The sequence below is a fragment of the Streptomyces sp. NPDC046821 genome (assembly GCF_040645335.1).
In the GTDB taxonomy this organism is placed as follows: Bacteria; Actinomycetota; Actinomycetes; order Streptomycetales; family Streptomycetaceae; genus Streptomyces.
In genome coordinates, this window is record NZ_JBEYYB010000003.1 from 471,738 (window position 1) to 494,249 (window position 22,512).

General features: G+C 70.4%; 18 protein-coding genes. 9 read left to right on the top strand and 9 right to left on the bottom strand.

Translation table 11 applies throughout. From position 1 onward, the window contains the following. Window positions 1–5: 5 nt before the first annotated feature. From ABZ893_RS08675 to ABZ893_RS08685, 3 genes are all read right to left on the bottom strand, one after another. The gene (locus ABZ893_RS08675) at window positions 6–1,166 is read right to left on the bottom strand and encodes a bifunctional class I SAM-dependent methyltransferase/NUDIX hydrolase (protein ID WP_361398931.1); all 1,161 of its coding nucleotides are present in this window, start codon (window positions 1,164–1,166) and stop codon (window positions 6–8) included. A gap of 28 nt (window positions 1,167–1,194) precedes the next feature. Continuing rightward, a complete protein-coding gene (locus tag ABZ893_RS08680) occupies window positions 1,195–3,159 on the bottom strand; it encodes an ABC transporter ATP-binding protein (RefSeq protein ID WP_361399031.1) in 1,965 nt (654 codons plus the stop codon). Between the two features lie 340 nt (window positions 3,160–3,499). After that, the gene (locus tag ABZ893_RS08685) at window positions 3,500–3,967 is read right to left on the bottom strand and encodes a nuclear transport factor 2 family protein (RefSeq protein ID WP_361398934.1); all 468 of its coding nucleotides are present in this window, start codon (window positions 3,965–3,967) and stop codon (window positions 3,500–3,502) included. Between the two features lie 119 nt (window positions 3,968–4,086). On the opposite strand from ABZ893_RS08685, the gene ABZ893_RS08690 reads away from it, so the two are divergent. The 4 genes from ABZ893_RS08690 to ABZ893_RS08705 all read left to right on the top strand — a co-directional run bounded on the left by ABZ893_RS08690 (window position 4,087) and on the right by ABZ893_RS08705 (window position 8,815). Then, window positions 4,087–4,623, top strand: coding sequence for an NUDIX hydrolase family protein (locus ABZ893_RS08690; protein ID WP_361398938.1), 537 nt, complete (start codon window positions 4,087–4,089; stop codon window positions 4,621–4,623). A gap of 334 nt (window positions 4,624–4,957) precedes the next feature. Next, window positions 4,958–5,311 (top strand): DUF1330 domain-containing protein, encoded by a 354-nt coding sequence (locus tag ABZ893_RS08695; protein WP_361398941.1) that lies wholly within the window; start codon window positions 4,958–4,960, stop codon window positions 5,309–5,311. Between the two features lie 72 nt (window positions 5,312–5,383). Further along, a complete protein-coding gene (locus tag ABZ893_RS08700) occupies window positions 5,384–5,815 on the top strand; it encodes a PPOX class F420-dependent oxidoreductase (protein WP_361398943.1) in 432 nt (143 codons plus the stop codon). A gap of 207 nt (window positions 5,816–6,022) precedes the next feature. Continuing rightward, a complete protein-coding gene (locus ABZ893_RS08705) occupies window positions 6,023–8,815 on the top strand; it encodes a SpoIIE family protein phosphatase (RefSeq protein ID WP_361398946.1) in 2,793 nt (930 codons plus the stop codon). Between the two features lie 43 nt (window positions 8,816–8,858). Here ABZ893_RS08705 and ABZ893_RS08710 read toward each other — a convergent pair whose 3' ends face one another. Then, a complete protein-coding gene (locus ABZ893_RS08710; RefSeq protein ID WP_361398949.1) occupies window positions 8,859–9,266 on the bottom strand; it encodes a hypothetical protein in 408 nt (135 codons plus the stop codon). A 527-nt stretch (window positions 9,267–9,793) separates the two neighbouring features. On the opposite strand from ABZ893_RS08710, the gene ABZ893_RS08715 reads away from it, so the two are divergent. The 3 genes from ABZ893_RS08715 (at window position 9,794) to ABZ893_RS08725 (ending at window position 17,897) form a co-directional block, all read left to right on the top strand. Next, window positions 9,794–11,839 (top strand): flotillin family protein, encoded by a 2,046-nt coding sequence (locus tag ABZ893_RS08715; RefSeq protein WP_361398952.1) that lies wholly within the window; start codon window positions 9,794–9,796, stop codon window positions 11,837–11,839. Window positions 11,840–11,916: 77 nt separating this feature from the next. Next, the gene (locus tag ABZ893_RS08720; protein ID WP_361398954.1) at window positions 11,917–16,758 is read left to right on the top strand and encodes a DNA repair ATPase; all 4,842 of its coding nucleotides are present in this window, start codon (window positions 11,917–11,919) and stop codon (window positions 16,756–16,758) included. An 80-nt stretch (window positions 16,759–16,838) separates the two neighbouring features. After that, window positions 16,839–17,897 (top strand): helix-turn-helix domain-containing protein, encoded by a 1,059-nt coding sequence (locus tag ABZ893_RS08725; protein ID WP_361398957.1) that lies wholly within the window; start codon window positions 16,839–16,841, stop codon window positions 17,895–17,897. Between the two features lie 10 nt (window positions 17,898–17,907). Here the strand turns inward: ABZ893_RS08725 and ABZ893_RS08730 are convergent, their stop codons facing one another. Then, complete coding sequence (locus ABZ893_RS08730) at window positions 17,908–18,192, bottom strand: hypothetical protein (RefSeq protein ID WP_361398959.1); 285 nt, start codon at window positions 18,190–18,192, stop codon at window positions 17,908–17,910. Window positions 18,193–18,357: 165 nt separating this feature from the next. Between ABZ893_RS08730 and ABZ893_RS08735 the strand changes: the two genes are divergently transcribed. Then, complete coding sequence (locus ABZ893_RS08735) at window positions 18,358–19,005, top strand: class I SAM-dependent methyltransferase (RefSeq protein ID WP_361398962.1); 648 nt, start codon at window positions 18,358–18,360, stop codon at window positions 19,003–19,005. A gap of 79 nt (window positions 19,006–19,084) precedes the next feature. On the opposite strand, the gene ABZ893_RS08740 is transcribed toward ABZ893_RS08735, so the two are convergent. From ABZ893_RS08740 to ABZ893_RS08755, 4 genes are all read right to left on the bottom strand, one after another. Beyond that, window positions 19,085–19,849 (bottom strand): MerR family transcriptional regulator, encoded by a 765-nt coding sequence (locus ABZ893_RS08740; RefSeq protein ID WP_361398965.1) that lies wholly within the window; start codon window positions 19,847–19,849, stop codon window positions 19,085–19,087. A gap of 82 nt (window positions 19,850–19,931) precedes the next feature. Continuing rightward, window positions 19,932–20,324 (bottom strand): VOC family protein, encoded by a 393-nt coding sequence (locus tag ABZ893_RS08745; protein WP_361398968.1) that lies wholly within the window; start codon window positions 20,322–20,324, stop codon window positions 19,932–19,934. Between the two features lie 161 nt (window positions 20,325–20,485). Next, window positions 20,486–20,986, bottom strand: coding sequence for a hypothetical protein (locus tag ABZ893_RS08750; protein WP_361398971.1), 501 nt, complete (start codon window positions 20,984–20,986; stop codon window positions 20,486–20,488). Between the two features lie 248 nt (window positions 20,987–21,234). Continuing rightward, on the bottom strand, window positions 21,235–21,411 hold the full coding sequence (locus ABZ893_RS08755; protein ID WP_361398974.1) for a hypothetical protein: 177 nt from the start codon (window positions 21,409–21,411) through the stop codon (window positions 21,235–21,237). Window positions 21,412–21,809: 398 nt separating this feature from the next. On the opposite strand from ABZ893_RS08755, the gene ABZ893_RS08760 reads away from it, so the two are divergent. After that, complete coding sequence (locus ABZ893_RS08760) at window positions 21,810–22,361, top strand: HPP family protein (RefSeq protein ID WP_361398976.1); 552 nt, start codon at window positions 21,810–21,812, stop codon at window positions 22,359–22,361. Window positions 22,362–22,512 lie beyond the last annotated feature (151 nt).

Genomic DNA, 22,512 nt, shown 5'->3' on the forward strand with positions numbered 1-22,512 from the left:
ACGCCTTACGCGAAGGGCGTGAAGTGCGCCGGAGCGTGGCCGATGGGCAGACCGGGCCGCCAGGCGGTGAGAATCTGCGCGCTGCACTCGAACAGCCCGTCGGGAAGCCGGTCGAGGGAATACCAGCCCCAGTCCCCGACGCTCTCGCCCGGCTGGGTACTCGGCTCTCCACGCCAGTCGTGAACGACCGCACCGACGGTGACCCGAAGAACACCGTCGACGCGATCGACGAGCGTTCCGAGCAGCGTGACATCGCCTGTACGGGCGAACAGCCCGGTCTCCTCGGCAAGTTCACGAACCACAGCGCCTTCGAAGGATTCCCCGGGCTCGACACTCCCGCCGGGCAGTTCGAGGGTGCCCAGCCGATGCCGCCCCAGCAGGATCCCCTGCTCGCCGAGGAGGATCGCCCCTACTCCTACGGCGGCGTGCGGAACGGGGGGCTTGGTGGTGCGGGGGTGGCTGGAGAGGCGGGGGGAGCGGTCGGGGAGTCGGCGGGCCCGGATGAGTTGCTGGATGACGGGGGCGTTTTCGTCGGGGTGGTGCAGTAGGTCGATGGCCTCAACGCGAAATCCGTGTTCGGTGAGGAGGTCCTCCCACAACTGCGGTGCCAGGACCCACATCTGGGTCGGCAAGGGTGGGTCGTCGCGCAGAAAAATCATCTGTTCACGCGGGGCCACCTCGGAGGACGGTCCCTGGCCGTGCAGGTCGGTGTGCAGCAGCGAGAGGACGATCGGCGCTCCGGGGCGCAGACCGTCACGTAGCGCGGGCAGCACGTGATGCGGGTCGACGAAAGCCAGGGTTCCGATGGCGTACGCGGCATCGAACGCCTCGGTCCCGGCGAGGTATTCGACGACGTCCCCCTGCACGAATTCCACACCCGGAACATCCGCGTGCGCGGACACGGCTCGTTCGTACTGGGTCGGCGACAGCTCGACCCCGGTGACGCGAGCGCCGTGAGCCCTCGCGAGATGCACGGCGTGATGACCGGCCCCGGAGCCGATGTCCAGGACACGGCGGCCGGTGAGGGGGCCGAGGACTTCAGCACCCGGTCCGACACCCTCCCAGGAAGTCCAGGCCAGTCGGTCGGGCACGGGCGGCACATAGGCACGGTCCAGCTGGCGTCTGCCGTAGACGGCCCAGGCCTTGGTGTTGATGTCGTTCTTCACGGTGAGCCTTCCGGTCGGGGCTACGGGGTCACGCGGGATCGGCGACGGTCGGGGAGGCCGGGTGCGGGATGGCGGCCGCAGGCGCGTACTGGGCCGCCTGGGCGTGGAACATCGCGGCGTAGCGGCCTTGTGCGGCGATGAGGTCGTCGTGGGTGCCGTGTTCGGCGAGGTGGCCGTGGTGGAGGACGTAGATGTGGTCGGCGTGGCGGACGCCGGACATGCGGTGGGTGACCAGGACGACGGCCCGGTTCGGGGCGGCGAGGCGGCGGATGCGGTCGAAAGCCTCGATCTCGGCTTCCGGGTCGAGCGCGGAGGTGGGTTCGTCGACGATGAGGATGCTGTCGGCCTCGGACGTCGCGCTGCGCCAGTGGGTGCGGGCGAGGCCCACCTTCTGCCACTCGCCGCCGGACAGTTCGATGGCTCCGCGGAACATGCGGGCGAGCAGGCTGCGGAGGCCGTCGGGGAGCTTGGCGACGACCGGGCGGGCGCCGGCGTAGTCGACGGATGGTTGCAGGTCCTCCGGAGTTGCGGCGTGGGCGGGGCGGCCGAGGCGGATGTTCATCGCGGCGGTCACGGGCCAGCGCTGGAAGTCCTGGGTGAGCAGGGAGACGCGCTCGAAGACGTGGGCGCGGTCGAGGCCGGTGATGTCCGCCTCGCCCCAGCGCAGGGTGCCCTTCTGCGGCAGCAGCAGGCCCGAGAGGATCTTCATCAGCGTGCTCTTGCCGGAACCGTTCTCACCCACCACGGCGGTGACCGATCCCATCGGCAGGGTCAGGGACACCTGTTCCAGGGCGGCCGTGTCGCGGTCGGGGTAGTGGTAGGTGACCTGGTCGAGGGCGATCTCCCTGACTTTCTCGGGGACCGGATCGCCGCCCTCGGGGATGGTCCGCTGCGTGGCCTGGGTCAGGAATCGGCCGTGATCACGGACGTAGAGGGACTCCTCGTGCAGCTGGTTGATGTTCATCACCAGCGCGCCCAGGCTCGCCGAACCCGTACGCACCGCGATCACGGCCGTGCCGGCGATTGCGAGGCTCATGTGACCGGACAGGATCAGCCAGAACATCGCCCCGTACGTCGCGGCCATCGCCAGGCCGGACATCGCGGACGCTACCCACTCGGTCAACGCCTTGCTGGACGCGAGGCGTTCCTGCTCGGCCTCGGCGCTCTCGGCCATGCGTTCGTAGCGGCTGAGGAGGAAGGCGCCGACCGCGTGCAGGCGGACCTCCTGGGCGGCGGTGCGCTCGGTGAGGAGGTTGCCGATCAGGCGGCTGGCCCGCACGTGCTCGATCCAGCTCATCACCGACACGTACCGCTCCTGGGCCACACGCATCGCGCCCCAGCCGCGCGGGGCGGCGATGAGGATCAGCATGGGCAGCAGAAGGGGGTGCAGCACGGCGAGTACGCCGGCGGTGGTGACCAGGGAGATCAGGCCGTTCAGGGCGGCGACGCAGGCGCCGATCATGCGGCGGGCGGAGCCGGGGCCGTACTGGGCGATGTCGACGAGGCGCCGGAAGTCGGGGTCGTCGATGGCTTCGAGTTCGACGCCGGTGGCGGCGGCCAGGTACTGGGTGGTCGCGATCCGCTCGACCTTCGGTTCCAGGCGCCCCGCGCGGGAGGTGGACCAGGCGGAGAGGGCGGAGTTGACGACTCCGATGGCGGCGGCGGCCAGCAGCGCGGGTAAGAGCGCGTGCAGCCGCTGGGCGGCGCTGCCGCTGCCGGCCAGCAGGGCGTGCATGACGGCGTTGATCGCGAGCAGGCCGACGGCCGCGGCGACGCCCTGGCCGATCTCGCTGACGACGACGGCGAGCAGCGCGCGCCGGTCGGCCTGCCAGGCCATGCGCAGGGTCGCGCCGACCAGCGAGGGCATGGAGCGGAGCGCCGTCATCGTCGTCAGGTCCAGGCACGCGTGCTCGTGCTCGGACCAGCCCATGTCGTAGCGCAAGGGCCCGCCGAACAACTCCTGCTCGGCGTCGGAGACGCGGGGCTCCGCCATCCTCACCGGCCCGAAGAACCGCTTCACCGGGCACCTCCCGAGGAAGCGCCGATTTCGAACGCAGGATGAACGAACGCAGACAAGCGCGCAGGCTTCACAGGTGCCCCTCGGGATCAAATGCGGACAGGTGATCGGGTAACGGGGGGTCCTGTGTCGCCGTAACGGGTGCGAGGGGACGAAATCTAGAACGCGAATTCGGATACAGGTGAGGGGTCAGGCGTGACAGCGGGTACCCGGCCGTGATCTTGCGTTCGATCACTCCTGTGGGTTTGTCTCCTCCCATCGGGGGATTGCGGGGCGGCCTCGCCGCAGCGGTCGACTTCGGACCGGAGGGGGACCGTCAGAGGCCGAGATCGGAAAGACCCGGGTGGTCGTCAGGGCGCCGCCCCAGCGGCCAGTGGTACTTGCGGTCGGACTCCACGATCGGTACGTCGTTGATGCTCGCGTGGCGTACGCGCATCAGGCCGGCGTCGTCGAACTCCCAGTTCTCGTTGCCGTACGACCGGTACCAGTGGCCCGAGTCGTCGTGCCACTCGTACGCGAAGCGCACCGCGATGCGGTGGCCGTCGAAGGCCCACAGTTCCTTGATCAGGCGGTAGTCCAGCTCGCGGGCCCACTTGCGGGTCAGGAACTGCACGATCTCGTCCCGGCCGGTGATGAACTCGGCGCGATTGCGCCAGCGCGAGTCCTCGGTGTACGCGAGGGCGACCTTCTGCGGGGAGCGGCTGTTCCAGCCGTCCTCAGCGAGGCGGACCTTCTCCACCGCGCTCTCGTGCGTGAAGGGCGGGAGGGGAGGACGTGCGGACATGTCGCCTGCTTTCGAGTCGTCGGTATTGCCAGAATCCGTGTACGAGCGCCGGTCCACGATCGTGGTGTTGCCTGGAGCGGCGCGTGTGGGCGGAGCCACTGTGAAAGTACGATCGCCCAATGTCTGATACGACCGAAACCACGCCCGGCTGGCTCACCGACGGCGAGCTCGAAGCGGCGCGTGCCCGTATGCCGATCCTTTACGTCGAAGCCGTCCCGGTGCGAGTCGACAACAACGGTGAAGTCACGCACATCGGACTGCTGTTGCGGATCGGGCGGGACGGGACGGTCAGCCGTTCCTTCGTCTCCGGCCGGGTGCTGCACCACGAGCGGGTCCGTGACGCGCTGCTGCGTCATCTGGAGAAGGACCTCGGCCCGGTGGCGCTGCCGCGCGTTCCGGCGTCGCTGCAGCCCTTCACGGTCGCCGAGTACTTCCCGACGCTGGGCGTCACGCCGTTCCACGATCCGCGCCAGCACGCCGTGTCCCTCGCCTACATCGTCCCGGTGACGGGGGACTGCCGCCCCCGGCAGGACGCGCTGGACCTCGTCTGGTTCACCCCGGAAGAGGCTTCGTCGCAGGCGGTCCAGGGCGAGATGCCGGGCGGCCACGGCGTCCTCCTCAAGCAGGCACTCGCACACGTCGGAGCCCTTTCCTGAACGAGCCCCCCGCACACGTCGGTGGGTCGGCACCCGTCTCATGACCTCGCGTGGGTCCGGACCATTGCGAAGCCGTGAGCCGGGTTGCCGCCCGGGCCCTGCGTAGATCGTCGTAGACCCCAAAACCCAAGTCAATCCTCGGGTTTCCTTACGAAACCCAAGGGATTGCTTGGGGGTTGGGGCGCCCGGAGGGGAGTGTGTGACGTTCGGGAGCATGTGCCGGGGAGGGCTCGCGGGATCTTCAGCCACCTCCGAGGTCATCGTTCGCTCCCCGGCCCGCGGGGGGTAGGTTCTGGATCTCCGCCCACTGAGGACCCGAGTGAAGGAGCCGACCATGCCCGCCTATGGCTTCGCCCATCTCCGTAGCCGCCGGAATCACGCCGACATCATCGAGTACCTGGAGCACATCCAGGCGACGCTCGACCCCTTCTCGGGCCGCTTCGTCATCCACGGTCCGCCCGCCGAAGTGGTCGAGGGGAACTGGCCGGGCAGCATGGTCCTGATCGAGTTCCCCAGCCTCGCCGAGGCTCGTGCCTGGTACGACTCGCCCGCGTACCAGGCCATCCTGCGCCTGCGGACCGACCACATCGAGGGCGACCTGCTGCTGATCGAGGGCGTCGGCCCGGATTACGACCCGACGGAACGCGCCGGGAAGCTGCGAGCGGAGGCGGCAGACGTCGTGGAATAGCGGCGCCGACATCTTCCTGCCGAGCCGGGGGCGCCGGGGAATAGTGCCTCTCCGGCGCGCCTTGGACCGAACATGACCGACTCCTCGTTCAACCCGCGCACGCTGCTTGCTCACAGCCGACTCGGTGTTCTTGCCACGATCAAGTCGGACGGTCTGCCGCAGCTCTCGCCCGTCATGCCCTTCTATGACCAGGACGCCGGCGTTCTTTATGTCTCGATGACCGAGGGGCGCGCCAAGACGGCCAATCTGCGCCGGGACCCGCGTGCCGCGCTCGAGGTCACCAGTTCCGACGGCCGCTCGTGGGCCACGGCCGAAGGGCCGGTGACCCTCATCGGTCCCGGGGCCGACCCCCACAGTTCCGAGGTCGACGCCCTGGTCGACTACTACCGCGCCGCAGCCGGCGAGCACCCTGACTGGGACGAGTACCGGAAGGTGATGGTGTCCGACCGTCGAGTGCTCATGACGATGACCGTCGACCATGTGTATGGGTCATCGATCGGCTGACCGGCACCGAGTCAGGGCGCGCGCCATCACGGTGGGGATATTTATCCCGCGCCCCCTATAAACAGTGGCCGAATCCCGACGCCCGCCCCGGGAACCCCATGCGCGGGTAAAGCCTCGCCGCACTGATCTCCCCGTAAGCAGACCGTCCGCAGACCGGGCGCTGCCAGGGGCTTCGCCCCCGATTACGCAGAGTGCTACAAAGGGGATATGACGCAGTCTCTCGGGCGGGCTGCCGCCCGGCAGAAGGGCACCGTTCGCGGGGAGCGGCGCGCCTCCTGGGGACATAGCTTCCGCTCCCTGGTCAACGTGCACAGCGTCGCAGGCCAGGTGTTCCTGCTCCAGCTCACGCTGACGTTGCTGCTCGTCCTCGCCGCCGGCACGGCACTCGTCCTGCAGACCCGGGACGCCACGATGACGAACGCCAGGCAGCACTCCGTCGCCACCGCGGAGGCGTTCGCCCACGCCCCCGGGACGCTCGCCGCCATGAAGTCGAAAAACCCCTCCGCCGTGCTCCAGCCCAGCGCCGAAGCGGTCCGCAAGGCGACGAACGTCGACTACATCGTGGCGTTCGACCGGCACGGCATCCGCTGGACGCACCCCAACCCGAAGCTCATCGGCACGCCCGTCGTCGGCACATTCAAGACAGCCCTCCGGGGATACACGCACACGAGCACCTTCGTCTCCAGCCTCGGCACGGCCGTCAACACGGCCGTCCCCGTCAAGGACACCAACGGCTACGTCGTCGGCATCGTCAGCGTCGGCATCACCGTCCACCGCGTGAACGCCGGAGTGTCGGACCGACTGCCCCTGCTCCTCGGGTCCGCCGGCGGCGCGCTCCTCGTCGTGACGGCCGGATCGGTCCTCATAAGCCGCCGGGTCCAGCGTCAGACCCACGGCATGGACCCCGCCGACCTGTCGCGGATGTACGACCACCACGACGCCGTCCTGCACGCCGTGAAGGAAGGCGTGCTCATCACCAGCGGCGACGGCCGGCTGCTGCTCGCCAACGACGAGGCGAAACGGCTGCTCGCCCTGCCTCCGGGCTCGGAAGGCCGCAGCGTCTGCGATCTCGGCCTCGACCAGCACATGGCCGAACTCCTCGTCTGCGACCGCTTCGTGACCGACGAGGTGCACCGCGCCGGCGACCGCCTCCTCGCGGTGAACGTCCGGCCGACCGCCCCCTTCGGCGGGCCCGCCGGGAACGCGGTGACCCTGAGGGACTCCACCGAGCTGCGAGCCCTCGCGGGCCGAGCACAGGCGACCCGCGAACGCCTCGAACTCCTCTACGACGCCGGCGTACGCATCGGCACCACCCTGGACGTCGTACGCACCGCCGAGGAGCTGGCCGACGTCGCCGTACCCCGCTTCGCGGACGTCGTGACCGTGGAACTCCACGAGGGCGTCCTGCGGGGCGGCGAGCCGACCGAAGGCATCACCGACATGCGCCGCGCCGCCATCACCGGTGTGGAACAGAAGGACGCGTTCTCGGCGGTCGGCGACCGGATCAGGTTCGCCGCCAGCACGCCGATGGCCCGGTCCATGGCCAGCGGCCGTGCGGTCCTCGAGGACGACCTGAGCACGGCGGAGGAGTGGTATGCCCTGCACCCCGAGCGGGCCCAGCGCCTCCTCGACCACGGCGTCCGCTCCCTGATCAGCGTGCCGCTGCGCGCCCGGGGCGTCGTCCTCGGCCTCGCGGACTTCTGGCGTATGGACAGCACGGGGCCGTTCGAGCAGGACGACCTGTCCACCGCCGAGGAACTGGCCGCGCGCGCCGCCGTGGCGATCGACAACGCCCGCCGCTTCACCCGTGAGCACAGCATGGCCGTCACCCTGCAGCGGAGCCTGCTGCCGGGGGAGCTGCCCGTGCAGAACGCCCTCGAAGTCGCCCACCGGTACCTGCCGGCCGAGGCCGGCGTCGGCGGCGACTGGTTCGACCTGATACCCCTGCCCGGAGCCCGCGTCGCCCTGGTCGTCGGCGACGTGGTCGGGCACGGTGTGCGCGCGGCGGCCACCATGGGACAGCTGCGGACCGCCGTCCACAACTTCTCCTCCCTCGACCTCGCCCCCGACGAACTCCTCAGCCACCTCGACGAACAGGTCGCCCGCATCGACGCCGAGACGGCGCGCGAGGACGAGGCGGACGGCGAGGGCGCCGGAATCATCGGGGCGACCTGCCTGTACGCGATCTACGACGCCGTCACCGGACACGTGACCCTCTCCTCGTCCGGCCACCCGGGACCCGCCATCCTGCTCCCCGACGGCACCGTCACGCTCCCCAAGGTGCCCGTGTCCCCGCCCCTCGGAGTCGGCGACGGCATCCCCGGCGAGACCATGGAACTGCACCTGCCCGAAGGGTCCCAGCTCGTGCTCTACACGGACGGGCTGATCGAGGACCGCCGGCGCGACTTCGACACGGGCCTCGAACTGCTCCGCACCGCCCTCGCCACGAGCGTGGACGGGACGCCGGAGGAGACCTGCGCGGTCGTGCTCGACGCCGTGATGCCGGAGCGGCCCGCCGACGACGTGGCGCTCCTGGTGGCCCGCACCCGGCTGCTCGACCCCGGCAGGGTCGCCGAGTGGGACGTGCCGCCCGACCCCGCCGCCGTCGGCCCCGTACGCTCCATGTGCCTGAGCACCCTGGACGGATGGGGGCTCGACGAGATCGCCTTCACAGCCGAGCTGGTACTCAGCGAGCTGATCACCAACGCCATCCGCTACGGAACCCAGCCGGTCCGCGTCCGCCTGCTTTACGACGTCAACCTCACCATCGAGGTCGCCGACGGCAGCAGCACGTCCCCGCACCTGCGCCAGGCCGCCATCACCGACGAGGGCGGACGCGGCCTGTTCCTCGTCGCCCACTACGCGGAACGCTGGGGCACGCGGTACTCGTCGCGCGGCAAGGTCATCTGGGCCGAGCTGTCGCCGCAGAGCGAGGAGCAGGTGACGATGCCCGACCTGGGCGAGGACTTCCTGGAGCAGTGGGCCGAACCGGAGATCTGACCGCCGGTGTCCTTCTTGGATCTATGCGCCCCGCGTCTTGGATCTACGCGCCCCGCGCCACGACCACGACCTGCACGTCGTCCTCGTAGATCACTCGCCCCGGATCGGCGGACCGGACGAGCCGGCAGTCCACTCCGTGCGCGGCCAGGATCTCCAGATATCCGCCGATGCGCTCCAGGAGATGCGTCGCCGTCGGCTTGAACCAGGCCGTCGCGGTCGGATTGACCGCGGGATCGTAGACCGACGGGTCCACGGTGGAGGGGTCTGTGTACGCCTGGTCGTACCAGGCGTTGTTCTCGCGCCGGAACCGCTCCTGCGCCTCGCTGAGCTTCCCCGACCGGCCGAGGCGGTTGACGAGTCCGAAGATTCCCGTGAGGTGTCCGCGCTCGTTCGGTGCCGTCGCCTGATAACGCACGTACTCGGTGGGGTCGCCGCTGCCTGGAATCGTCATCGGGCGATGTTCGCACGGCTGACCGGACGGATGTCGCGCCGGTGATCCGCGACGCCTTCCGCCCCGGTTCGGTTCCGGGTGCTTCCGGCATCAACGCGGCGTAAAGATTGCCGGATCACGGCAATGCGCGGTCCTGGCGGCGAGGGCAACATGGGCCCCGCAGGAACGGGGGAACAGTCCCGGCACCGGCCCGCTCAGGCGGAGCCCGGTGCCGGGACGCAGCCCCCCAGCGAGTCGCAAGGGGGTTGGGGGATGGGGGAGTTCCTCGATGCCGCCGTGGGTTCTCCGGGGGCACCAAGGGGTGGGGCGGGCGTCGTCGCCCAGGCCCCGCGGAAAGGCGCCGGCGCCCGGTCGAACCGGCGCGGCGGACCACCGTAAGACGCCGAGCCGGAACCGGAAAGCGCCCAGCCACACAAGGCCCCGAGCCGGCGCTGAGCCACCACCACACACCCCACCCCACACCTCCGCCCGACCGCGCTCCACGCTGCCGCGGCCGGGACCGAGAACCGGAATTCCTAGGACTTCACATGGATGCCATCACCGTGGGCGTCGGCGTGTCCGTCGCCGTCGTCCTGATCTTCGTCGTCGCGCTGCTGTTCGTGCTCGGCCGGCTGTTCCGCAAGGTCGAGCAGGGCAAGGCGCTCATCGTCTCCCGGATGCGCAAGGTCGACGTGACCTTCACCGGACAGGTCGTGCTGCCCGTCCTGCACAAGGCCGAGGTCATGGACATCTCGGTGAAGGCCATCGAGATCACCCGCACCGGCCGGGACGGGCTCATCTGCCAGGACAACATCCGCGCCGACATCCGCATCTCGTTCTTCGTGCGGGTCAACAAGACCGTCGAGGACGTCATCAAGGTCGCCCAGGCCGTCGGCACCCAGCGGGCCAGCGACCAGGCCACGCTCCAGGAACTGTTCCACGCGAAGTTCTCCGAGGCCCTCAAGACCGTCGGCAAGCAGCTCGACTTCACCGACCTCTACACCAAGCGCGAGGAGCTGCGGTACCGCATCATCGAGGTCATCGGCGTCGACCTCAACGGCTACCACCTCGAAGACGCGGCGATCGACTACCTGGAGCAGACGCCGCTCGACCAGCTCGACCCGAACAACGTCCTCGACGCCCAGGGCATCCGGAAGATCACCGAGCTGACCACCGTCGAGCACGTGCGGACCAACGAGTTCCAGCGCACGGAGGAGAAGGAACTCACGCGGCAGAACGTCGACGCCCGTGAAGCCATCCTGGAGCTGCAGCGCCGCCAGGCCGACGCCGAGATCAAGCAGAAGCGCGAGATCGACACCGTACGGGCCCGCGAGGAGGCCGAGACGGCGAGCGTCGTCGCGGCCGAACGGCTGCGCGCCGAGGCCGCGTTCCTCGCCACTGAGGAGAAGCTCGGCGTGCAGCGCGAGAACCAGGCCCGCGAGATCGCCGTCGCGCAGAAGAACCGCGAGCGGGTCATCGCCGTGGAGAACGAGCGCATCGAGAAGGACCGGCTCCTCGAAGTCATCGCCCGGGAACGGGAGACGCAGCTGACGAAGATCGCCGCAGAGAAGGAGGTCGAGGCGGAGAAGCGCGAGATCGCCGAGGTCATCCGCGAGCGCGTCGCCGTGGACCGTACGGTCGCCGAGCAGGAGGAGTCGATCAAGAAGCTGCGGGCCGTCGAGGCGGCCGAGCGCGACCGCCAGGCCGTCGTCATCGCGGCGGAGGCCGAGGCGCAGGAGAAGCTGGTCAAGGACATCAAGGCCGCGGAGGCCGCCGAGCAGGCGGCGACCCACCGTGCCGCCGAGCAACTGACGCTGGCCGAGGCTCAGTTGAAGTCCGCCGACCTGGAGTCCCAGGCGAAGCTGCGGCTCGCGGAAGGCATCCAGGCGGAGGCCGCGGCGGTCGGTCTCGCCGAGGTGCAGGTGCGGGACAAGGAGGCCGAGGTCACGGAGAAGGCCGGCCGGGCCGAGGCGGAGGCGACCGAGGCGCGGATGCGGGCGGAGGCCGAGGGCGCCCGCGCCAAGGCGCTCGCCGACGCGACGGGCATCGCCGAGAAGCTCAAGGCGGAGGCCGAGGGCATCAACCAGAAGGCCGTGGCGATGGCCGCGCTCGACGAGGCGTCCCGCGGGCACGAGGAGTACCGGCTGCGCCTCGCCGCCGAGAAGGACATCCGCCTCGCCGGTCTCGACGTGCAGCGGCAGGTCGCCGAGGCGCAGGCGACGGTCCTGGCCACCGGCCTGGAGAACGCCGACATCAACATCGTGGGCGGCGAGTCGATGTTCTTCGACCGGCTCATGTCGGCGGTCACGCTCGGCAAGAGCGTCGACGGTTTTGTGCAGCACTCCGAGACGGCGCAGGCGCTCGCCGGGCCGTGGCTCGACGGCTCCGCGAACTTCACGGAGGACCTCACCAAGGTTCTCGGCTCGGTCGGCTCGGGCAAGGCGCAGGACCTCACCGTGTCCGCCCTGCTGATGAAGCTGATGCAGGGCGGCGGCGACCGCCATGACGAGTGGCGCCAACTGCTCGACAAGGCAGGGCAGTTGGGCCTGTCCGACATGCCTCTCACACAGCTGAACGGCGCTCGCCGCAGCTGACCTGACAGGTCGGAGCCGCCGGACGAGGGGCGGCGGCTCCGACCGTGCACCACATCGTCACGGGAGGGGACATGGGCATGGACACCGGTATGGGCGAAGGTCTCGACGCGGGTACGTACGAGGTTCTGCGGGACCGGCTCGCCGGGCAGGCGCGGCGGCTCGCGGAGCGGGCCACGGCGCTCAACGCCCGCCGCGTGGAGACCTTCGGCTCGACCGGGCTGACCCTCACCGGGACCGAGAGCGTCCGCACCGAACAGCCCAGTCAGCCGTGCGACATCGTCGCCGTCGGCGACCGTCTGCTGTTCGGCTACAACACCGTGCCCGGCCCGAGCCGGGAGACCGCCGTCGGCGACGTGCTCGCCCTGCACGACCGCGACCTCGACCGCCTCCCGGACGACGCCGTGCCGGGACTCCTCGACGACCCCGCCTTCGTACGCGAATTCGCCGCGCTGTTCCGCTACTACCGCGACGCCCGCCTCCTTCAACTGCGGCACGTCGAGGGCAAGCTCCTCGCCGTCTTCCAGACCGGCGAGAAGACCGACGACATCCGCGTCCTGCGGTGGGCGCTCGCCGGCGACGGAACGGCCCGCTTCCTGGACGCACGCGGCGAACGCGACCACGTCTTCCAGCCCTCCCACGACTTCACCTGGACCGAGGCCACCCGCGACGACCACGTACTCGGCCGCCACCCGCACGTCTCGATCGGCGGAGAGGTCTTCGTCGCGACCGTCGGCGGCTCCCTCACCGTCAAGACCGAGGACGACACCGAGTCGGGCGACGGCATCTACGAGGAGCCCGTCGAGGAACCCCTCCAGTCGCTGGCCGACGCCGACATCACGTACGCGCGCGTGGGCGCCCTCATCCTGCTCCGCGTACGCCCGTACAAGGAAGACACCTGGCGGCACCTGGTCTTCAACACGCTCACCGAGACCGTCGTCCGCCTCGACGGCATCGGCCAGGCGTGCCGCGCCCTCCCCGAAGGGCAGGGCGTCGTTTTCCCCGGTGGCTACTGCCTGGCGGCGGGCGGGCACAAGCAGTTCGACACAGTCGACACCTCCGGCCTCGCCTTCGAGCGGGCCGTGCGTTCCCCGAACGGCGAGGACGTCCTCTTCGTCTTCCACGCGCGCGCCGAGGGGCGCAGTCTGCTCCTCCCGTACAACCTGATCCGCAAGGAAGTCGCCAACCCGCTCGCCTGCCAGGGGTACGCCCTCTTCGACGACGGCGCGCTCGTCGTGCTGCGTGCCGAGTCCGACGAACCGGCGCGCGTGCACCCGCTCCAGTTCTGGCAGTCCCCGTACGTCGCCGACACCTACGCCGCGTCCCGCCCCGCCGGCGACGGCCCGCTGGCCACGATCGGCAACGCCGACCTCGTGCGCGGCATCTCCGACTGCCTGTCCATCGCCCGCGCCGTCGACGAGACCACCCCCACGACCGCCGTGTACGCGGCACTCGCCGCATCCTGCGTACGGGCCGCGGACGCCTACCACTGGCTGGCCCGCCCCGAACTCGGCGACCTCCGCGCGCCCCTCGACGAGATGCGTGCCACCGCCGAACAGGTGCTCACGGAGTTCGAGACCGTCCAGACCCTGCGCCGCCAGGCCTCCGAAGCCCTCACTGAGTCGGCCGCACACATCGCGGGAATCGTGCGTCGGCTACGCGGCGAAGCACCCCGCAGCGCCACCGAGTGGGTCGAGCGACTGACCGAACTCCGCCGCGCCCAGGGCACGTTGCTCACCCTGAAGGACCTGCGGTACGCCGACACAGCACGCATCGACGAGCTGGCCGAAGACCTGGCCGCCGACCTCGCCTCGGCCGGGCAGCGCGCCGTGGCCTTCTTGCACCGGCCCGACGCGTTCGCCGCCCATCACACCGAGACCGAGCGGCTCACCGCCGACGCGGCGACGATCGACACTGTCGCCAGCAGCACCCCGATCACCGACCGGCTCCAGGAGCTGACCGAACAGCTCCAGACCGTCACGGACGTCGTCGGCGGCCTCGACGTCGGCGACGCCACCGTCCGCACCCAGATCCTGGAACAGCTCGCCGAAGTGCTCGCCGGGGTCAACCGCGCCCGCGCGACCCTCGACGCGCGGCGCCGCGAACTGACGGAGAGCGAGGGCCGGGCCGAGTTCGCCGCCGAGTTCTCCCTCCTCGGCCAGGCCGTCACCGGCGCGCTCGCCGCCGCGACGACCCCCGACACCTGCGACGACCAGCTCGCCCGCCTGCTGCTCCGCCTGGAGAACCTGGAAAGCCGGTTCGCCGAGTCGGACGACTTCCTCACCGAACTCGACGCCAAGCGCGACGAGATCCACGAGGCGTTCGCGTCCCGCAAGCAGTCCCTCACCGACGCCCGCGCCCGGCGCACCGAACGCCTCGCGACCTCGGCGGGCCGCATCCTGGAGACGGTCGCCCGCCGCCTCGCCGGACTCGGCTCCAACGACGAGATCAACACCTACTTCGCGTCCGACCCCATGGTCGCGAAGGTCCGCCGCACCATCGACGAACTGCGGGCACTCGACGACCAGGTACGCGCCGAGGAACTGGAAGGCCGCCTCACCTCGGCCCGCCAGGACGCGGCCCTCGCCCTGCGCGACCGCACCGACCTCTACGGCGACGGCGGCGCCACGATCCGCCTCGGCCGCCACAACTTCGCCGTCAACACCCAGCCGCTCGACCTGACCCTCGTCCCGTACGGCGACAGCATGGCGTTCGCCCTCACCGGCACCGACTTCCGCGCCCCGGTCACCGACCCGGACTTCGCCGCCACGCGCCCGTACTGGGACCAGTCGCTGCCCTCCGAGACCGCCGACGTCTACCGCGCCGAACACCTCGCCGCCCGACTCCTCGCCGAGCACGGCGCCGACGCACTCAGCGCCGCCGACGACCTCCCCGCACTCGTCCGCGCGGCAGCCGAGACCGCGTACGACGAGGGGTACGAGCGAGGCGTCCACGACCACGACGCCGTACTTGTCCTCGGCGCGCTCCTGCGTCTGCACGCGGGCGCGGGCCTGCTGCGGTACGCCCCCGCCGCCCGCGCGGCCGCCCAGCTCGCGTGGGCCCACGAACTCGCGGCGCAGGAACGGGAGTTGTGGCGGCGCCGCGCCACCTCCCTGGCCCGCGCCCGCGACACCTTCGGTCTCGCCCCGGCCATTGCCGTGGCCCGCGCCGAACTCGCCGCACGCATCCGTGATCCCCAGGCCGCCGACTACCTCTTCGACGAACTCACCCGCGCACCCGAGGGATTCGTCACCTCCGCCGCCACCCGCGCCTTCCTGGACAAGTTCCGCCGCTCCATCGACGCGGAGGCGTACGAGGCCGACCTGGCCGCCGTGGAAGACCTGGCGGTCCGCCGCCAACTGGTCGAGGCATGGCTCGGCGCCTACGCGGCGGCGGCCGGTGACGGGGCGGGGGACGACCTGTCGGAAGCCGTCGCCGTGGAACTCTGCCCCGGACTCGATCGGTACGACGCCGACGCGACCCTCACCGAGACCGTCGACGGCCTCCTCGGCACCCACGCCCGCGTCACCGGACGCCGCCTAACGGTCCGCCTCGACGAACTCCTCACCCGCACAAGGCACTTGCGCGAGGACATCGCGCCCGGCTTCCGCGCCTACCGGGGCCGCAGGGCCGAACTGGTCGCCGCCGAACGCGCGCGCCTGCGCCTCGACGAGTACCGGCCCCGGGCCATGTCGTCGTTCGTCCGCGGCCGGCTCGTCGATGAGGTGTACCTGCCGCTCGTCGGCGACAGCCTGTACAAACAGTTCGGCACCGCCGGCGGCCTGCTGCTCCTCGTCTCCCCACCCGGCTACGGCAAGACGACCCTCATGGAGTACGTGGCCGACCGCCTCGGCCTGGTCCTCGTCAAGATCAACGGCCCCGCCCTCGGACACGCGGTGACGTCGCTCGACCCCGACGAGGCCCCGAACGCCACAGCACGGCAGGAGGTCGAGAAGATCAATTTCGCCCTCGAAGCGGGCAACAACGTCCTGCTCTACCTGGACGACATCCAGCACACCTCGCCCGAACTGCTCCAGAAATTCATCTCGTTGTGCGACGCCCAGCGCCGGATGGAAGGAGTCCACAACGGCACGTCCCGTACGTACGACCTCCGGGGCAAGCGGTTCGCCGTCTGCATGGCCGGCAACCCCTACACCGAATCGGGGCAGCGCTTCAGGATCCCCGACATGCTCGCCAACCGCGCCGACGTGTGGAACCTCGGCGACGTCCTGACCGGCAAGGAGGACGCCTTCGCCCTGAGCTTCATCGAGAACGCCCTGACCGCCCACCCCGTCCTCGCCCCCCTTGCCGGGCGTGAGCGCGCCGACCTGGACCTGCTGATCCGGCTCGCCGCAGGCGACCCCACCGCCCGCACCGAACGGCTCGTCCACCCCTACGAACCGGCGGAGACCGAGCGGATCGTCGCCCTGCTGGGCCACCTGCTCACCGTCCGCGCCACGGTCCTCGCGGTGAACGCCGCCTACATCGCCTCGGCGGGCCAGGACGACAGCGCCCGGACCGAACCTGCCTTCCGCCTCCAGGGCTCCTACCGCGACATGAACAAGATCGCCGCCCGGCTCGACCCCGCGATGAACGCCGCCGAAGTGGCCGCCCTCGTCGAGGACCACTACACCGGTGAGGCCCAGACCCTCACCACCGGCGCCGAGGCCAACCTCCTCAAACTCGCCGAGCTGCGCGGCACCCTCACCCCCGAACAGGCCGAGCGCTGGCAAGCCGTCCGCAACGCCCACGTCAGGACCCGCGCCCTCGGCGGCCCCGAAGACGACCCACTGGTCCGGGCCGTCGCCGCCCTCGGCCTGCTCGCCGACCGCGTCGCCGCCGTCGAAACCGCCATCACCCGCGCCGGCGACCCGCACCGGGCACCCACCGGCGACACGGCCCGGCACGCCCGCCGCGCATGACACACCCACCCCCTTGGTACAGCGCCCCCGGAGCTGCGCTAAAAAGGCGACAGCGACTCATCAATATTCCGGGGGCGAACGTGGCGGACCAGGACATATCTGACGTATTTCTCGACGGGTACGCCCGCATCCTGGCCGAAGCGTCCGCAACGGGGCGCCGCCTGACCCGCGACGAACTCGAATCCCGCCGCCTCGTCGGCGAACGCGCTGCCGAAGCGGGCCACGGCCTGCGGGCCTTGGTCGGCGCCCACCTCGACGCGACGCGCAGACACTGGCCCGCCACGGGAGCCTCGCCCGACAGCGTCCTGGCCGCCGTCGTCCAGGCCGTCGACGCGTTCGCCGAGGGCTATGAACGAGCCCAGCGACTGGCGGTACGTCAGGAGGAGGCCGCACGCCGGGAGTTCATCGACGACCTCCTCTTCGGCCGCAGCGACCTCGGCCAACTCTCCGAGCGCGCCGAACGGTTCGGGCTGCGCCTCTCCTTCGAGCACGCGGTCGCCGTCGCCCAGGGAACCGTCGCGTACGACGAGGGCGACGACGTCCCCCGTGAGGTGGAGCGGGCCCTGATCGGCCGCTTCGGGGACCGCAGCATCCTGCTCACCACCAAGGACGGGCGCCTCGTCTGCATCGCACCCGGCGACCAGGACGAGGTCCTCACGTTCTTCGCCAAGCAGGCCCACGCGGCCACCGACGGCGGCCGCGTCGCCATCGGCCGCGCCCAGCCGGGACCGGGCGGCGTCGTCCAGTCCTACGAGGAGGCGCTGAACGCGCTGGACCTGGCCGCGCGCCTGGAGTTCGACGCTCCGGTCCTGCGCGCCGCCGACCTGCTCGTCTACCCGGTGCTCACCCGCGACCGCCAGGCGATGGCCGACCTGGTGCACACCGTCCTCGGCCCGATGCGCGAGGCACGCGGGGGAGCGCAGCCGCTCCTCGACACGCTCACCGCCTACTTCGACTCGGGATGCGTCGCCGCCGAGGCGGCCCGGCGCCTCTCGCTCAGCGTGCGCGCCCTGACCTACCGGCTGGAACGCATCCACCATCTGACCGGCGCGAACCCGTCCGACCCGGTCCACCGCTACACGCTCCAGACGGCCGTGATCGGCGCGCGGCTGCTCGACTGGCCGGCGGTCGACTTCTGAGGCGGAGCGCCTACGCGCCGGGCACCCAGTAGTGGTGCACCTTTGACGCCTGCGGCATCGAGCCGCCGGACATCCCCATCTCCGCCGCGAGCGGCATCACGACGTCCTGGAACTTCTGAACGGCGGCCTCGGACTCCCACAGGTCATAGATCTTCAGCCCTGAGCCCGTGGGCACGGCGACATGGGCCAGGCACCCCGCGAACGGGTTACCAGGAGCCTTCTGAAGCTTGGCGTTGAGCGCGTCGTACTGCTCGGTCGTCACACCGTTCAGCTCGGCCTCGATGAGCACTGCCATGGGGGTTCTCCTCCATCGGATACGTGAGGTCCCCCCACCGCCGGGCCGGCGGCCCGCTCCGGTCCAGCTCACCACGCCCGCCCACGGGCGGCACGCCATTCGCTCCAAACGAGGCACAGCCGCTCCCCGGGTGCGTTGTCAGTGGCGGCAACTACTCTCGCGGGCATGGTCGACATGAATGCCCTCACCGCCACCCGCGAGGCCTACGACGACGCCGCCTCCCTGTATGCCCAGATGTTCAGCGACTCGTTGCGTGGCAGTCCTCTGGACCGCGCGATGCTGGGCGTCTTCGCCGAGGTGGTGCGGGCGGGAGGCGATGCCCCGGTCGCGGATCTCGGGTGCGGTCCCGGTCATGTCACCGCTCATCTACGGGAGTTGGGGCTGAGTGCTTTCGGCGTCGACGCCTCTTCCGCGATGATCGAGCTGGCGCGGGAGGCCCATCCGGAGCTGCGGTTCGAGGTCGGCTCGATGGCCGCGCTGGACATCTCGGACGGCGAGCTGGGAGGCGTACTGTCTCGTTGGTCGGTCATCCACACTCCGCCGGAAGAAGTCCCTGCCATCGTGGGGGAGTTCAACCGTGTGCTGGCACCTGGTGGCCACCTGTTGATCGGCTTCTCGGCCACCGACGACGCGTCCCAGCCGACGCAGGTCTTCGATCACGCGGTCGCGCCGGCCTATCGCTGGTGGCCCGATCACCTCGCGGCGATGCTGCGTGAGCACGGGCTGACCGAGGTGGCCCGGATGGTCCGCGAGCCCGAGCCCACGGACCGCCGCCAGTTCAAGGAGATCCACTTGCTCGCCCGCAAGGCATAGGCGGCGGTGGTGTTCGGTGGCCGGAGGTCTGCAGCCCTCCGGCGGTCCGGAACCCGATTGTCCGGAGCCCGCTTGCTACTCAGCTCAGCCGGGCGTCCGCGTAGACGAGCATCGCGTCCCGCAGATACGCGGCGAGACCCTCCGCGATCTTGTCGTAGTTGGCCCGCATCTGCGGCTCGTCCACGTACGTCTGCCCCAGCCCCCGGTACGCGACCGCGTTCGGCGTCCAGAACCGGCAGATGCCCTGGAAGTGGACGTCCACCTCGGCCTGCACCGCAGGGTCGGCGACGGGAGTGCCGGCGACCATGAACTCCGCGAAGCGGATCATCTGGGCCGTCGCCTCACGCTGCCAGCGCTCCTGGTCCTCCGGGGTCATCGCGTCGACGGCCTGCTGGGACTGCTCCCAGGCCGCGGGCCAGCGCTCACGCACCTCCTCGTCGAGCGCGGGTGAGGGCTCGAATCCCTCGAACAGGTTCTCCGGTCGGTTGATCTTCGTCATGGCGTCAGTGCCCTTGCCTTCCTCTAGCTCGGCGATGGTGCGGGCCACCGTGCGGACCAGGGTCTCCAGCCGGTCCCGCTCGCCGAGCAGGCGCCGGTGGTGCTCGCGCAGCGCGGCGAGACGGTCGACCTGGCTGTCGAGCACCGCCTGGATCTCCCGCAGCCCGAGCCCCAACTCCCGCATCAGCAGGATCTGCTGGAGCCGCAACAGGTCCGCCTCTTCGTAGTGGCGGTGCCCGTTGCTTCCGATCAGGGCGGGCGGCAGCAGACCGATCTCGTCGTAGTGCCGCAGTGTCCGGGACGTCACCCCGGACATCCGGGCCACCTCCGCGATCGACCAGGCCATTGCCGTTCCTCCCATCGCCGGGCCGGTCTGTCCGGCCCACACATGACGTTAGAAGTTGACGTAGCGGCAACCGCAAGCCCTCTCAGGCGTGGCGGCTCGCCAGGACACAGAACTCGTTGCCCTCGGGGTCGACGAGGACGACCCAGCTCGCGTCGCCCTGGCCCACGTCGGCGTGGCGAGCCCCCAGGTCGAGCAGGCGCCGGACCTCTTCGTCCTGCTCCCGGTCGGTCGGATTGACGTCGATGTGGAGCCGGTTCTTCACGGTCTTGCCCTCGGGCACGCGCGCGAACGTCAGGGCGGGCGGCACCGGACCCGGCCGGTCCTTGCCCTCGGGTACTGCCGGCGAGCCGATGGTGACGGTGCCGTCCTCTTCGTCCCGGTCCTGCACCTCGTAATCGAGTACCGCGCACCAGAACCGGGCGAGAGCCCCGGGATCGGCACAGTCGATCGCCAGCTCGGTGAACTTACTGGTCATGTCGCGTAACCCTATTTCTTCCGGTCCGATTACGTGCCGCCTTCGGGAATCCCCGGACGGTGAAATACGGGAAACGGCCCGGTGGCCACGTACCGGATTTCCCAGACGCCTTCTGGGAAATCCGGCACGTGGCCACCGTTCGAACTGCGCGTTCCCGCCGGCTACTTCACCGCGGCCAGGTCAGTGATCTTCCGCGTCTTGAGGTCCGACTGGACCTTGATGTGGGTGACCTCGGGGTTCTTGCCGTCGCTCCAGGTGAGCGTCACCAGCGAGGTCGCGTGCCCGGCGCCGGACCCGGTGTAGGCGACCTTCCACTTCACCGGCACGTTCTGCGCGAACAGGATGCCGTCGGCGTGCTCCTTCGCCTCGAACGCGGCGACCTTCTTCTGCGCCGCCTTCGACAGGTAGAAGGAGCGCAGGGCCTTGGCGTCGGCGCCGGCCGCCGGGTCCTGGGTGTCCCAGACCGAGTCGATGTACGCGCCGTAGAAGTCGGCGACGCGGCCGACGGTGCTGCGCGGGTCGCCCTGGGACGGTGCGGGGGCGGAGGTGGTGGCCGTGGTGCGGGTGGACGGGCCGGCCAGAGCCGGAGTGATCGCGGTCAGCGAGAGCGCGGCCGCGATGGCGGCGGACGCGACGAGGGTGGTGCGGGTGCGAGCCTGCATGGTCCGTGGAACCTTCCCCGGTTTTTTGCGCCGCGGCGAATGCCGCGGGCTTGTGGTCACGGGATAAGACTGCACACGTGGCCCGCCAGTTCCCCAATTCCGGCATCCATTTCATGCACGGTCGTACGAATGCGCTGCATGAAATGGTTGTATGCCTGGAGGGAAAATGACGGCAAAAATGGCGATGGAGTGGCCAGCGCTCGCACCCGCGACGGGGAGCGCGGGTCAGGGGGCCAGGCCCCCTGAACTTATGCGGCCTTCACGACCTCGCCACGTATCGCCGCGGACCACTCGATGACGAGGACTTCGTACTCACGGCGCTGGGCCGCGCTCAGCCGGCCACCGCTGCGCAGCATGAGGCAGCGGATCTGCTCGTTCAGGTCGTCGGCGGACCGCACGGAACCAGGGCTCGGAGTGGTGGACATGTGAAGAAGCCTAGAGGGTCGGTCCGACAATCCGCCTCCCCAATTGCCGTGGCGGTCCTCACCGGTTGTCAGGCGAAAGCCCCTGACCTGCGGGATTGCTGGCGGACTCGCGCCCTCCGCCCCAAACTGTGACCTTGGCCTCACGTAGTGTCGCGACCTGCGGCGATGGGGCAGATGTGGAGGTCGAGACCCCGGTTCCGGCTCTCCCGGGAGGGGCAGTCCGGGACAGAAGGTAAAATCGATCTCGGACTGCGCCGCTCCCGACCGGAACCCGGCGCAAGGTCAGTGCCACTGTCGATCACAAGGGTGTGCTCCGCGCAGCTACGACCGCTCCGTTCCCGTCGTCCTGCCGGCCGCGAGCCGCCCACCCGGAAATCATTGTTTTGAGCATCGAAACCATGCTGCGCCCCGCGCAGCCCACCCCTGCTCCCGAGCCCGCCACCGAACACTCCAGACCGGCGCACCGCGCCGTCAAGGCGCCCGCCCGGCCCACCGCGGCCGCGGCACTGCACACCATCAGCGCCGTCACGGCCGTCCTGCTCGCCCTCGTGGCGATAGGCGCCATGATCCACGAGCCGGTCCTGATACCCCCGCTGGCGGCCAGCGCCGCCCTCGTGCACAACGCCCCCACCCTGCCCCTGGCCCAGCCCCGCAGCGTCATCGTCGGGCACCTGCTCGGCGCCGGGGCCGGATACGGGGTCCTCGCACTGACCCACAGCAGCCCCTGGGCCGCGGCTCTCGCGGGAGGCATCACCCTCGCCGCGACGATGCTCGCCCGCACCCCGCACTCGGCGGCCTGCGCGACGGCCGTGATCGTCGTGCTCCAGACGCCGGCTCCCGGCCGCTTCATCCCGCTGCTGTTCGGTTCCACCGTGCTGCTGGTCCTGGCCGGCTTCGCCGCCTCGCGCGTGCGCACCGCGGCACCGAAGTACCCCGCGTATTGGTGGTGACCCGCGGGTCGGGCCACAAATAGACGCGTCGGGAAATAGACGGGTCGGGCCACATACGAAACGGAGGGGTGGGGGGGGGGGCCCCCCCCCCCCCCCCCCCCCCCCAACAGAAACCACAACGGGCCGCCCCACCCGCGCCCCCCCCCCCCCC